Raw genomic sequence first — 14,873 nt, 5'->3', positions numbered from 1 at the left:
GCGCAAGGCAAGGGAGCGTCTGACATCAGAGAGAGGACTGATGCACAGGTCAAAGCGTCCGATAGAACCGGAAGCCGTCTTCGGACAGATGAAATACAACATGCAGTACAAGCGCTTCCGTCACTTCGGCAAGGGCAAGGTCACCATGGACTTTGCCTTCTTCGCCATTGCCTTTGACATCAAGAAAATGGCTGCCGTGATGAGAAAACAGGCACAGAACGGTCTCTCAAAGGCTGTTTTTATACCGATATACCGACTATATAATGCAAAATGCGGCTTCGTGGGTGCTTGTGACAGATTTCACATCAAAAAAGTAGCGTAGAAGGAATCTTTCCACGCCGTGCCTGTAAAAAAACAAATAAGAGGATGTGCCTATTTTGACACACCCTCTAGAACATAGACAATATTTTGATATGCCATACGGAAAAATATATGTATTTACAGATTCATTGGGCAGAGTTTATGATTATAAGCATGTTTGTGAAGTTGCTGACTCAACCAATTTATGGTAAATCCCTCATTTCTGCCGAATTTCTATGTTCGAGAAATGAAGCCATGATGGATATTATGTTTATTTGCGGCTGAAGTCTAAGTGTATTATAATGATTTTATAATTATGTTTAATCGTTTATTTATTTCATATAAAGTACAATCCATAGTGGTATGTGTCAGCATTTTGTTATTGTGGATATGTCTTAACAAATATTTTAATCCTCAACCAGAAGTAAAAGCTTTTGGAGGCGATGGATTTGTGTGTGTTGCTTGGGGCCTGTATTTCGAAATCATAATCATTCCAATCAATTCTTTATACATAGAATTGATTAATCGGATAAAATACAATCGGGTGAAAATATGTACGAATAAAAGCATAGCACTATTTATGGTAATGTATGAGTTTCTGTATGTAGTACTAATATTTATTGATGAAATACGCGTGTTTTGTTTTTTTACCTACCTGTATTCCATTCTCTCCATGATAATATTCTTTTTGAATTGTTTCATATATCTTCGTGGAAAAACAACAGAGAAACAGTAGACAACTCGTCCTGCCGAATTTCCGAATTTGGCAGCATCAAAAACCGCGAGTTTGCAACTCGCATTGTCGCTGTGCGACAAAAAGTTATTGTAAAACTGATGTTTTTTCAGCGGTGGAAATTCTTGCGTCCCTTCGGTAGCAAGTAACCAAAGGTCGAGCGGCAAATTCGGCTGAACGGTAGGGGATAACGGTGTTCCTAACGGTAGCAAGCGAACGGAGTTAGAACGTCAAAATTCCGCTTTTTTCAGGTTCGTCTCGCCCTCACAAGACAATCAAGATTGTAAAGTTCTTAATATACCATTGCCAAGGTAGAATTAAAGCCGATGTGATGCTTGTTGAGTTATGTCATTAAAGGGCAGGACTTACTCATAGCGTAGAGCATCGTTCTATGGTGATGTGCAAATTATTCGCCACGAAAGAGGAAAAGCATAGCTTGTAATGGCTTTTTCTCCTACGGTGCGTTTTTTTGTTTCTTATATAAACTGAATTTTTATGTAATAATATGGAAATCAGAGTGTTCTATCTGCTAAAATAACGCTTTCCTACCACAAATATGGTATACAAAATGGCATGATTGTTGGATTTTTTCGTACCTCGAAACGCCGTAATTTTGCATCATCAATGTTACACAAATTATTGTTAAACAATTAAACGGTTGAAATTATGAGGAATAACGAGATTCAAAAAACAAGAGAGACAAGAAGAGTAGTTTCTAAACTATTGCTTGCAGGCATGATGTGCTATTCCTTTGTGATGGCACATGCACAGACTTTTCAGATAAATGTGAATGATGCCCAGTTCACCCGTCAGTTTGTGGAGAGACTCATTGCCGAATATGGTAAGATAAACCCACAGTTCTCGGCAACTGTTGTAAAGACTCGCGAGCAGGCCGATGCTACGGTAAGCATCTCGGAGCAGACTGCCAGCGTAAACAGCATTGGTCGCTTCGCCATTGTTCCGATAGCAAACTCGGAAAACGAGATTCTGCGAAACAAGAAACTCGCCAAGGGTTTGGATAACAAACTGAAGCATCAGATTTTTGTTGAGCGCGACATCACCGATGATATCGACGATGATTTTGAAGAGAAGAAGAAACTTCCGGGCACGGTATATTCGCTCACAGGCAGACAGTCGATTACGACAGCCATCGTTGCCAAGGAACTGAGCGTTACGCCAAACCGCGTTAAGGGCAAGAAGATTGTTGGCAGCGAAGAAAGCCTTATATCGGCTGTAAAGAGTCATTCTGATGCCATTGCATTCAATGTGGCAAGCCTTGTTTACGATGCCAACACGCACAAACCTGTTGTTGGTCTTACGGTTCTGCCAACCGACCTCGACGGCAACGGTAAGGTAGATGAGGCCGAGCGTTCAGCCATTGCCAGCCTCGACAATCTTACTGCTTATCTCGAGAAGATTCCGCACACAAGTCTTCCGACAGGTAGCATCAACATAAACACAGACAACAGCGAGTTGCTGAAATTTGCTGCATGGGCTTCGACTGAGGGTCAGAATTTTATCGCTCAGTACGGCTTTTTGAAGGCAGACAAGCCTCTTACTGCACAGAAGTAAGAAAGCCTTTTTTAGTATTCACTTTTTTAGCATTTCATTTTTAGGATTATGGGTAAGAGATTTTATTCATTGGTTATTGCTGTGCTCATAGGTGTAGTGGCACAGGCACAGTCTAAATACTATTTTGGTGCAGACGAGAAGTTTGACCAGAAGATTCCTACACCCGAAGAATTTTTCGGTTTTCCTATTGGTTCGGCTTTGGTCAGATACGACCGCGTGGTTGAGTATTTCAGACTACTCGACAAACTGTCCGACCGCGCAAAACTCGAAGTGATTGGCAAGACATACGAGAATCGCGAATATGTGATTCTGCACATCTCTACAGCCGAGAACATAAAGAATCTGGAAGAAATCCGCAAGCAGCACGTTAAGCTTGCCGACCCAAGCCAGCCAATACCTTCGTCGTACAACGACCAGAAAGTCATTGTTCAGCTTGGCTACAACGTTCACGGCGGCGAGTTGGCAGGAACAGACGCTTCGGTGCTTTCGGCATATTATTTTACGGCTACGCAGAATGATGACATCGTAAAGAGACTTGGCGATGCCGTCGTCCTCATAGAGCCAGCCCTGAACCCCGACGGACGTGAGCGTGCAGCGCAGTATTTCAATTCGTTCCACAATACTCCATCGGTAAACGATGCGCTCGACATTGAGCATACTCAGAGTTTCACTCCGCTGCGAGGCAACCACTTTTATGCCGACCTTAACCGCGACTGGTTTGCGCTCATTCATCCCGAGAGCCGCGCCCGTGCTGCTTATTATCACAAGTGGTATCCTAACATCTACATCGACTATCACGAGATGGGACGAAACAGCAGCTACTATTTCGAGCCATCGCCTGAGCGCAGCACATGGAACTACACCGTTCCAGAGAGCACTTACTCTGAACTGAACGTGATTCTTGCAAACTATTTCGGTTCAGAACTCGACAATATCGGTTCTCTTTATTTTACAAAGGAGAATTTCGACAACATCTCGCCAATTTACGGAAGCACTTATCCGGATTTTGAGGGCGGAGTGGGCACAACAATCGAGGTTGGAAGTTCGCAGGGCGTTCAGGTCGAATCGACCCTCGGCATCCATAAGTTCTCGAAGAATCTTCGCGACCATGTGCGCACAAGCATCGGTGCGCTGAAGGCTGGAACGGACAAGAAAGACATCTTCCTTCGTCATCAGCAGAACTTCTTCAAGACTGCCGTGACAAAGGGCGGAAAGGGTTATATCGTATTCGGAAACCACGAGGATAAAGGTGCTACAAACCTGTTCCTCGACAATCTGTTGCGCCATAAGATTGAGGTTCGCAAACTGTCTAAGGATTTCAGCCAGAACGGAAAGCAGTTCAAGGCTGGCGATGCCTATGCCATTCCGTTGGCTCAGGCTCAGTGGAGACTTGTAAACGCCGCCTTCGATGAGCATACCGAGTTTGTAGACAGTATCTTTATGGACATCACGGCGTGGAGCACAGCCCACGGCTTCGGCGTTCCGTTTGTAAGAACCGCTTCGGTTGGTGTGGGCGATGTCGTTACAGAGTTGCCAGAGGTTAAGAAGGCCGACTTCGGAAAATCGCAGTACGCATATGCCATCGAGTTCAGCGATTTCAATGCAGCGCGTGTTTTGTACGACCTTCTCGACCGCGGAGTTCATGTAAGGGCAGCCTTCAAGTCGTTCGCAACCGAGACCGTAGAGGCTGGAAACAAGCAGTTTGCAACCGGAACATTGTTCGTTCCGCTGGTTTATCAGACTCTTTCTGCCGACAGCGTTTACAGCGCAATCCGTAAGGCTGTTGAGAATACCGACGTTCAGGTTTACGGACTGAAGACTGGCTACAGTCAGGCAGGAATCGACCTTGGAAGTGACAATTTTCAGGAAATAAAGAAGCCTTCGGTTGCAACATTCGTTAGCACTGGCGGATATAACGGCATTAACTGGACAGCAATTGGCGAGACTTGGCACTTGCTTGGCTATCGCCACAATATTCCGTTTACAAAGATTTTCAGCGACTATGCCGACACAACTCCGCTAAACCGCTATACAGCAATTATTTTGGTAGACGGTTCTTACAAGAATTTCTCAAAGCAGTTTGTTGAGCGTCTGCGCCAGTGGGTTGCCGATGGCGGTGTGCTTATAACATCGCAGAGAGCATCGCAGTGGGCTATTGCCAACGGTCTTGCAACTCATTTTGCATCGGCCGACGACAAGAAGGCAAAGCAGCCGCAAGATGGCGCACAGAAAGCAGATAAGCCTGCCAAGGACGAGTTCAATCGCCTTGATTATGGAAAGCAGCGCGAGGTTAACGGTCCGAGCCGAATTGGCGGTGTTCTGTATGCAGCCGACCTCGACATAACAAATCCGTTGGCATTCGGAATTCACAGTCGCGAAATCTTCACAATGAAGTCGGGCAACTACATCCTGCCAAATCCTCAGAGTAACTTCGCATCGCTCGTTCAGCTGAAGGGTAACAAGCAGCTTGGCGGTTATCTTACTCAGAGTAATCAGAAGAAGCTGAAGAACGCAACCGTTGTGGCTTACGACAAGATTGGTCAGGGAACAGTAGTGCTGTTCAGCGAGTCGCCAACATATCGCGGATACTGGCTCAGCACAGGACGCATATTGACAAACGCGCTTTTCTTCGGAAGATTCGTGTCGGACAGCAACCGCTATCGTCCGTAAACAGAAATTCATCAGTAATTAAAAAAACAGGATAAACGCTTATGCGAAAAATAACATTATATATTTTCTTTCTGATTTTTAGTATCGGTGCCGCGGCGCAGAATGTGCTGAAAGGACGCGTCATTGACGAGAGAACCGAAGAACCGATAATCGGAGCAGCCATTCAGGTAAAGGGCACGAAAAGTGCCACCGTTACCGATTTGAACGGACATTTCTCCGTGTCGCTCGAAGGCAGTTCGCCATACACGCTCGTTGTAACCTGCCTCGGATATATCCAGCAGGATTTGGAGGTCTACGATGCAGGCAGCGACGTTGATATTCTGATGCGCGAGAACTCCAGAATGTTGAACGAGGTCGTTGTTGTGGGCTACGGAACAGCCAAGGCGCGCGACGTTATCTCGTCAATCTCTTCCATCAACAAAGATAAGCTCGAAGGCGTTACGGGACACAGCGTGGACAACCTTCTCGAAGGTCATGCAGCCGGCGTGATGGTTTCTACCACAGGCTCGCAGGTAGGCTCTGCTCCGGTAATCAATATCCGAGGCGTTGCCTCAATCTCATCGAGTGTAACTCCGCTCTATGTTGTAGACGGTGTGCCAATTAACACAAGCGACATTGCATCGAGCACCGACTACAATCCGGTTGCCGACATCAATCCAGCCGACATAAAGTCTATCGACATTCTGAAAGATGCCGCAGCAAGCGCGATGTTCGGTTCGAGAGCAGCCGCCGGAGTCGTTATCATCACCACAAATTCGGGCTATGCCGGAAAGACAAAACTGACATACGACTACAACGTTGGCTTTAACAACGCAACAAAATTGTTTAAGCCGATGAATGCGCTCCAATATACCGACATAAAGAACCGCGGATGGCTGAACAACGGCGGCGACCCAGAGAATCTGCCTTATGCAACGATGACCGACAAGAACGGAAACATCGTAAGCACAAACTGGGTTGACTTGGTATTCCGCACAGGAATCTCGCACAATCACAACCTTGGCATTCAGGGCGGAAACGACAAGGCTACATATTATCTTTCGGGAAGTTATACAACCAAAGAAGGTATTACAGTTGATGCGCAGTACGACCGATTCTCGTTCAAGGGCAACGGAACGTATAAACTCAATAAGTTCGTTAAACTCGGCTTTAACAGCGGCTACACATACAGCAAGATTCACACAGCCGATGCAGCGCGCGATGGTGCGCTCAGTTCAATCGGCGGTCTTACACGACTGGCTTATGTTGACCTTCCAAACGTTCCGTCGCACAACGATGACGGCTCTTTCTACGCTTCAGAACTTGCTCCGCAGAATCTTGGAAAGGGAAACAACGCCATCGAGGTTTTCTACTACAACGTTATAGGACTGATTGAAGGCGGACAGTATGCCGAGTCGAAGACTCACCGAATTCTTACAAACGGATATGTTGAGATAAATCCGCTGAAGGGACTCACTCTGAAATCGCTCTATGGCATCGACTGGACTCTTGTTCAGAATGAATCGTTCAACTCACCGCTGCACGGCGGAAGTTATCCGGGCGGAAGCAGCAGTGTTGGCACATCGAGCCTGAGAACTTGGACATGGACTAATACTGCCGATTACAATTTGGAGTTCAAGAAACATCATTTCGACATTCTTTTGGGTGTGGAGGCTTCGGAAAACAAAAAGAATGTAGTTTCTCGCACCGGAACAACCCTAAGCAACAGAGACCAGATGTATGTTGAGGCTCCGTATCTTACTTACGGCGGCTCGGGAAGCATTCAGGAAAGCAGCATGTTCAGTTACATCAGCCGCTTTACTTACGACTGGAACAGCCGTTACTATCTTACAGCCAACTGGCGTCGCGACGGTCTTTCGAAACTTGGCAGAAAGTGGGGTAACTTCTACGGAATAAGCGGTGCATGGCGTATTTCTGATGAGGCTTTCTTCAAGAAACTTCCGAAGAACGAAATCTTCGAAGACCTGAAGGTTAAGGCAAGTTATGGAATCGTAGGTAATGCAAACGTCGACTGGTACGCTTCTAAGAGCGTCTACTCATCGTCTACATACAACGGAAACGTGTCTTACGTTTCGTCGGGCATCAACGACCCTAATCTGGGTTGGGAACAGACTGCCACAACCGACTTTGGACTGAGCGCATCGCTCTTCAGAGGCAGGGTGCTTGTAGATGTTGATTATTTCTACTCAAAGTCGAAAGACCTTATCCTCGAGGCATCGCAGGCTTATTCTACCGGAATTGTAGGCAGCAAGATTTCTACAAACCTCGGAAAGACACTCAACAAGGGTCTCGAACTGAGCATCAGCGGCGATGTTATCAGAAAGAAGAGATTCTCGTGGAACGTGGCATTCAACATCGCGTTTGTGAAGAACAAGGTTCTCGAGCTTGCCGACGACATCATCTACAGCAGCAGTACTGGCGCAAACATCACTACCGAGGGATATTCTCTGGCGCAACTCTACACTTATCCAACCGACGGTGTTGACCCAGAGACCGGTCGCCGCGTGGTTCTGATAAAGAAAGCCGACGGCTCTTACGACCGCAATCTGCTCATCTACAAGTATGGCAAGGGAGGCGCACAACTCTACGAACTCGACGGCGAGACTCGTTCAAACTATACTATGAGCGATTGGAAGCCTGAGATTTCGGGCAATACAAAGCCAACTTACTACGGTGGTTTGAATAATACGTTTAAATACAAGAACTGGGATGCGAATGTAAACTTCCATTTCTCGGGCGGAAACAAGATTGTGAACGGTATGCGTGCCACCTTGTCGGATTGCCGAATGTGGAGCGGCACCGAAGAGTATTACAAGAACGTTTGGCAGAAGCCGGGCGACAAAGCCAAGTACGCAAAGCCGATGTACAACGACAACTACTCTAACGGAACGGCAAACCTCATAAGCGACTTGATAGAGAACGGCGACTTTATCCGTCTTCAGAGCCTTTCTGTAGGCTATAGTTTCAAGACAAAGAGATGGCCAAAGGAACTCGGCATCTCGTCTCTTCGAGTATATGCTCAGGCGCAGAATCTATTCTGCATCACAGGCTACACAGGTTTCGATCCAGAGATAAACTCGTACTACAACAGTGCGAACCTCCGTTCGGGTCTCGACCTCAACACAACGCCGCCTACACGCACAATAAGCATTGGCGCAAACGTTTCATTCTGAAAAAACAGGTAATATGACGAAAAAGATATACAGAACAATATATGCAGGAATGTTGGGAGCAGCATTCGCAGTCGGCATCACGTCGTGCAGCGATGACTTTCTCGACAAGAATCCGAAGCTCGCGGTTACGGAGTACGATATTCTGGCATCCGAGGAACTTATTGATGCCACCATGGCAGGCGTTTATTCGCGCTTCAAGAGCAGCAGTTTTGCTGGCGGTGGCATTGCCGCAATCTTCGACAACCGAGGCGACGACTTTGCCAACACCGGAAACAACACATACGCCCACGCCGACACTTACAACATGACGGTGGGGCAGAACAGTCCGATGAATCCGGGATATTTCCAAAGCGGCTATCTGGCAGTTAATGCTGCCAACACGCTGAAGGAGGCTCTCGAAAAACACGATAACCTTCCGATTTCAGAGAGCAAGCGTCAGCAGTACATTGCAAACTGTCTCTTTATACGCGACATAAGCTGGTATTATCTGGCTCAGGTCTATTCGCAGCCGTATGCCTACAATCCCGACTCAAAGGCAATTCCAATCCATACCGAGGCGGTTACAGGACCGGGCAAGAACGAGGCTAAGTTATGGACTATCGGTCAGATTTACAATCAGATAATCGAAGACCTCAGCAGCAACACCATCGCGGCTCTGCCCGACAAAGGCAGTTCTTCGTTCGATTCAACAATCCCAACCCAGCCTGCTGCGCACATGCTTTTGCAGCGCATCTACATGGCAATGGGCAGGTGGAACGATGCTATAAGCGAGGGCGAGAAAGTAACAGGCTTTACATTGAGCGGAAGCGTTGCCGAACTGTTCGATGCGCCTTATCACACCAACGAGAACATCTTCTCCATTCCGTTTACGAATACCGAGCGTGGCGGCGGAAATCCTGCCAGTTACATTTCGAGTGGCGTGGGATACATCGACACGCTTAACACTCGCACCGGAATAGTGAGCATTCCTGAGTATCATCTGGCAACAGACACTCGCGTAAGGTTCATAAAGGTTGACCCGGCAACTGGTCGCGAAACGTGGTACGAGAAGTACGATGAATACACCACTCCGCTCGAGTGGATTCACATTTTCCGCTATGCCGAGACGCTGCTCAATCTTTCTGAAAGTTATTACAACATAGGCGAGTACGAGAAGGCTGCCGAGTTGCTGTATCAGGTTCGCCTGCGCTCAATTCCTACGGGCGATGTGGTTGATGTAAGGACGCTTACGGGCGAGGAACTGAAGAAGTTCATCTACAACGAACGCCGTGCCGAGTTCATAGGCGAGGGCATCAGAGGCCTTGACATAAGCCGAAGGGCAGAGAACTTTGTTCATCCTGCCGCAACATTCACCAACGGCAAGTGGGACACGGTTGTCGTTGCCACTCCCGACAACAAGGCTTCTTACTGCTGGGCAATTCCATCATACGAAATACTGGTAAACACAAGTGCTGCCGAATAAGGTTTGTAGCATAGAATGGCTGTTTTTATTAAAGCAAAAATCCATTGCCTCGCATATGAAGGCAATGGATTTTCTGCTTTGTCAGTATGTTGTAACCATATCTTCGGGAACGCAGATGTAGAAGTCGGCGCGACCGATGTTGCATTCGTCAAGATGACTGATGTCCTCTTGCCTTACCGAGCAGATAGACTTGAATTTCACTCCTTTCCAATATCCTTTCAGATAATGAATGATGCCGTCGCCCCCATCGGTGTGATAGTTGCCGTTGAAGTGTACCATCAGAAAATCCTGATGCTTTGAGATGTTCCAAGCCATGGTTGCGTCTTTAAGAGCCTGCGACTGCGCCATGAATTCGGGATGTGCGTTTTTCCTCATCATGCTCATCATACCGAAAGCCTCTTTCGTCTGCTCGTTCTCTTTCAGTTTCAGAGGCAGCGGAGGCAGATAGCGGCGAGCCTCTTCCGACAGAGAGTCCAGAATGTTGCAGCCGTTGTTCTTTACGCTGTTGGCATATCGCCTTGGCACGTTTGTTGCAAACACTCTCAGCTTGTGCTCGTTGGCAAACTCTACGAGCGGTTCGTAGTCGGTAGAGTAGTTGGGCCACAGTCTGCATTCGTTCTCGAATCTGTCGGATGTTATGACGCCGTCGAGATACTCGTCTATTATAAGTTGATTGTCAGCCTCGAGCATCTCCATTCCCACTGCCACCTTGTCTTTCTTGGCAGAGTAGAGCGACTGAAGAATCTTCAGTTCCAGCCAGTGTGTTACGGGGCAGTTGTGCATTTCTCCGACAAAGACCACATCCTGCTTGGAGAGGCTGTCTGTCATTGTGCCGAAATCTACGGGTTTTCCTTTGGCATCGTAGAGTCTGTAGGCTTCGGGCTGAGGCTGTGCAATGGCAGATGCTGCCGCCATCATCAGCCCTAAAAGTGATAAAATTATTCTTTGCATACCGATTGATACAAGTTTACATAAACATCTTTGTTGATATACTTGCAGAATGCTTTTCTGACATCTTCGGGAGTGATGCTGTATAGCACCTGCGAGTAACTGTCGAAGTCCTGAATGTCCTCGCCGTTTCTTATCAGGCCAGACAGGGCTGATTTCCACTCAGACATTGAGTTGTCGTTTAACTGGCGGCGTTTTGTAACGATGAACGAGCGTCGCATCTTGTCGAGTTCGCGCATCGAAACCGGATTTCTCTGCAAGTCGTCGATGATGTCTCTGATGGTGCTCTTCAGAATATTCCTGTTCTCGTTCTTTACCGCTATCGAGAACCAGAAATAATAAATTTGCTGCGGAATGCCCTTGTACGCAACATCGACGAACGGCGAATATACAATGTTCATCTTTTTGCGCAGAATTTCGATTACACGCTGCTGCAATAAGTCACGCATTAGTTTGAACATAAGTGTGTTGCGGAGCGATGGATCGTAGTTTCCGGAGTACAGAAAGTTGTATATCGTCTGCGAGTCGTTGTCGTTGTCGAATCTTTCGTTCCAAGTTTTTTCGGGGCAGGCGGGCGTGTTGCGCACGTCAAGAGGCTTTTCTGTTCTGCTCATTCTTCCAAACACCGAGATGGCAATATTTTCAACTTCGTCTTGATTGTAGTTGCCTATTATCAGCACGGTCTTGTCTTCGGGATTGGTGAACAGACGCTTGTAGTAGGTACACATGCTGTCGAGCGACATTGCTTCCAAGTCTTGTTTTTGCATTGCGCGATTTCTCTGTATCACGTTCCTCATCAGTCTGTCGGCAACGTTGTTAAGGCATCTTGCCGGGTCGCGCGCCATAAGTTTTTCGAGCAGAGTTTCTTTGCCCCAGTTTTCGATTTCAGCCGTCTTTGCCTCCTCAAAATCGGCGCGGCTCAGTTGTGGATGATGAATTTTTTCGTACAGAAGATTAAAGAGGATTTGTGCGTCTTCGGAGTTGCACGTTCCCATAATTTCGTGCCAGAATCCGTCGAGACAGATGTTGGATGAAATCTGTTTTTCGCCGAGAACATCTCTCATCTCCTCGTGATTTACGTTTTCAATTCCGTCCATGTCGATGTATGAGACGGCATCTCTGAGGCGATAGTAGTCGCTGTCGTCCTTTATGTCGTCCGTTCCGCCGCGGCCGATTATTGAAACCTGAAGTTTCTTGTCGTCGTTTATCGTGCGCTTGAAGAGCAGAGTCATTCCGTTCGTCAGTTTAACTTCCTTTACGTCGAGGTCGGGATAAACCTTTGTGCTTTCAATCACGCCTTCGACCGGCAAGTCTGCCTTTTTCGCAAGGATTTCCGGAACTTCGTAAACCGTTTTCTCTTCTGCTGTAACCTGCGGTTTTGTGTAAGGCAGAGATTTGTCGGCATCGGCTCTGTTTATTGCTCCGAGAATATCTTTTTTCGTTATCTTTTCGCCGCTTCGCGTGTCCGACGTGAAGGCTGCCAGAGTGTGTTTCTTCATTTCGCCGAGCAGAGACTGTGCAATCTGTTTAAAGTCATCGGGGGCTGTATTTCTGACAATCTGTTTGATTTTCAGAAGTTCGTCCTCGTTGTACAGTTGGCGGTCGCCAGCCAGCGAATAATCCACGAAGTCCTCGCATAGCGATTCGGACATCGATGTGCCTTTTCTGATGTGCATTCCGGCTATTTTTTCTTCAACTACGGTCGAAAGTTCGTCTTTGTCGAGTCCGTATCGTCCGAAGTGTTTTACAACCGAAACCATGTCGGTGATATTCTTCAGAAGCTGCTCTTTGCTGGTGTAACTGCATGTTATTACAAAATGGTCGGTGTTGGCAAGATACCACTGGTTGCTTACCGTGAATCTCGCGCGGCTGCCGTTCAGGCGGGCTGATACGGCCTGTACAAACATATCCATCTTGGCTTTCTCTGCCATCGAATGGATTGAATTTGCAATGATGGTTTTGTGCGGAACAATCAGTTCAAACTTCTGTCTTTCGTCGAGCGAATCTTTTACTTCCATTATCGATAGTCCCTTCGGATAAGACAGCGGCCATTCTTTCTTCTTAACCTGTCGCGGCGGAATATCTCCCAAAATCTCTCTTACCTTCTTTTCTGCCGAGCCGGCATCTACGTCGCCAACCATTATGAGAGTGGCTGTTGATGGCGAGTACCATTTTCGGTAGAATTCAATAAGCCTTTGGCGGTCCATTGTCATGATGTCGTTCTCGCCGCCAAGCGGAAGATGCTCAGAATAGTGGTTTCTTCCTATCTTGAGGTTGTAGAACATGTCGCCTGTGTTGTAGCCGCGCAGCTCCTCGACAATGACTCCGCGCTCGCGCTTAACCCGCTCGGCATCGAACGTAATGTCGTTAATGATGCCGCGAACTGCCGCAAGGGTCGAGTCGACGATGTTGCTGTTGTATTCATCAACTGGCAGGGTGAACCAATACAGAGTTCGGTCGAAGCCTGTGAAGGCGTTAATGTCTCTTCCGTACTTCATTCCTTGCCTCTCGAAATAGTCTACCATCGTGTTTCCGGGAAATCTCTTTGTTCCGGCCGAAGCCATGTGCTCAAGAAAGTGAGCCACGCCTTTCTGGTTGTCATCTTCTTGCAGCGAGCCGATGTTCATGAGCAACCGGACCTCGAGTGTGTGGCGCGGCTGACTGTTTGGCAGGATGGCGTAGTGCAGTCCGTTCGACAAAAATCCTTCCACCGTGTTGGGCGGAAGGTTTATACGCTGTGCCGCGGCATTGCCGCAGAATGCAAGTGTTGCAAATATCGCTGTCAGCGTTCTTTTCATCGTTATTCGTTTGTTAGTGTAACCTCAATCTTCTCGTATCCGTTGGCATAAGTAAAGTCCCAAGGGAAGGTGAACGATATTGATTTGTCGCCGCACGATGCTGTTGGGGCAACGTAGAGCGATGCTGCGTTCTCCCAAGCATCGTAGTCCATTGCGCTGTTAAGCAAGAATGATACAGGGTTGAGCGTTATGCCCATCTCTATTGCCTCCGACATTTTTATTTCTTCGGCTGCCGCGTCGCCGTTGTTCATTATAAACATTGAGCCATTGTCTGCCATCTCCTTCTGGCGGTTCCATGCGCTGTAGTTGTATTCGAAAGGAATGTTTACGGTTTCGTCGCCATAACTGTCGGGAATGCCTGTGACGAACTTGACTTCTTTTGTCTTAGGGTAGATTTCGATGTCCAGACTCACGGCGAATGTTTCCTTGTCGGCATTGTAGCCTATGGCTTTCAGAAGGTCGGTGTTGTGCGAGTTGCAGAGCCAGTATTCCGAGTCAGCCACGCTCTGCTTCTTGAACATAGAGTACAGAAAATCGCGCAGTCCGAGGGCGTTGTCGTTCATTCTGAGTACAATTTTGTCAGCCGATGCCTTTTCGCTTACTGTTACAGGGCAGACAGAGTTGTATGTGATGCTTGTCTTTCCGTCGTTATACAAGTCCTTGTCGTCATCGTTAAATGTTATTACAGCCTTTGCGCTGAGTGCGCCAAGATACATTCTGATGTCAATTCCATAATCCTTTCTCCATGTCTCGATAAGTTCGCGTTGCTGTTCCGTCAGCTCAACCACAACGGCAGGTTCGGCGTGAACGGTTGCCGGTTTGTTGCTTTCGCTGTTAAGTTGTTCAGATTTCAGAAAAGACACAACAATGTTGCCAGCCTGCTGCATTATCTTGTCGCCGCAGGCACGCAGGGCAAATTCGGCTGTCTTTTCGCCTTTCTTTATCGTTACGGTTTGGCTGCTGAATTCAAATACGCTGTCGTCGTTGCCCTCCATGACAGGAGTCAGAACAATGTCTTTGTCGGCTGAATATGCCAGCGTAACTGTAAGTTTCACTCCTTCGGTGTCATTGTCGTAGAGCGTTTTGTTTTCGCATGAAATGGTCCAGTAGTTCTTTATTCCGTCGTTTTTGTCATCATCGCTGCACGACATGAAGGTCATCGCGAGCAATCCCATTAGGGTTAGCATTACTTTTCTCATGATTGAATGTATTAAATT

General features: G+C 47.3%; 8 protein-coding genes. 5 read left to right on the top strand and 3 right to left on the bottom strand.

Annotated elements, in window-relative coordinates; all coding sequences use genetic code 11:
• The 5 genes from T538_RS18965 to T538_RS0111420 form a co-directional block, all read left to right on the top strand.
• Positions 1-322 (top strand): transposase (locus tag T538_RS18965; RefSeq protein WP_031533915.1); only part of this gene is annotated, 322 nt, incomplete at its 5' end.
• 1,377 nt (positions 323-1,699) lie between these two features.
• Positions 1,700-2,605 (top strand): hypothetical protein, encoded by a 906-nt coding sequence (locus T538_RS0111435; protein WP_155993146.1) that lies wholly within the window; start codon positions 1,700-1,702, stop codon positions 2,603-2,605.
• Between the two features lie 48 nt (positions 2,606-2,653).
• Positions 2,654-5,275 carry a M14 family zinc carboxypeptidase gene (locus tag T538_RS0111430; RefSeq protein WP_031541268.1) on the top strand — a complete coding sequence of 874 codons (2,622 nt, stop codon included), beginning with the start codon at positions 2,654-2,656 and terminating at the stop codon, positions 5,273-5,275.
• A 41-nt stretch (positions 5,276-5,316) separates the two neighbouring features.
• A complete protein-coding gene (locus T538_RS0111425) occupies positions 5,317-8,448 on the top strand; it encodes a SusC/RagA family TonB-linked outer membrane protein (protein WP_081834972.1) in 3,132 nt (1,043 codons plus the stop codon).
• A gap of 13 nt (positions 8,449-8,461) precedes the next feature.
• Positions 8,462-9,910 carry a RagB/SusD family nutrient uptake outer membrane protein gene (locus T538_RS0111420; protein ID WP_031533920.1) on the top strand — a complete coding sequence of 483 codons (1,449 nt, stop codon included), beginning with the start codon at positions 8,462-8,464 and terminating at the stop codon, positions 9,908-9,910.
• Between the two features lie 81 nt (positions 9,911-9,991).
• Here T538_RS0111420 and T538_RS0111415 read toward each other — a convergent pair whose 3' ends face one another.
• From T538_RS0111415 to T538_RS0111405, 3 genes are read right to left on the bottom strand one after another with little or no spacing between them, the layout of a single operon-like run.
• Positions 9,992-10,861 carry a ChaN family lipoprotein gene (locus T538_RS0111415; protein WP_031533921.1) on the bottom strand — a complete coding sequence of 290 codons (870 nt, stop codon included), beginning with the start codon at positions 10,859-10,861 and terminating at the stop codon, positions 9,992-9,994.
• A complete protein-coding gene (locus tag T538_RS0111410; protein WP_051656055.1) occupies positions 10,849-13,656 on the bottom strand; it encodes a M16 family metallopeptidase in 2,808 nt (935 codons plus the stop codon). Before T538_RS0111410 ends, T538_RS0111415 begins: the two co-directional genes overlap by 13 nt.
• Positions 13,657-13,658: 2 nt before the next feature.
• Positions 13,659-14,855: a DUF4929 family protein gene (locus T538_RS0111405; protein ID WP_081834973.1), complete on the bottom strand. Its 1,197-nt coding sequence runs from the start codon at positions 14,853-14,855 to the stop codon at positions 13,659-13,661.
• Positions 14,856-14,873 lie beyond the last annotated feature (18 nt).

Origin of the sequence: Bacteroides sp. Ga6A2, from assembly GCF_000702225.1 — a bacterium.
Taxonomy (GTDB): Bacteria; Bacteroidota; Bacteroidia; order Bacteroidales; family Bacteroidaceae; genus Ga6A1.
This window is presented reverse-complemented; position numbering and strand designations above follow the sequence as displayed.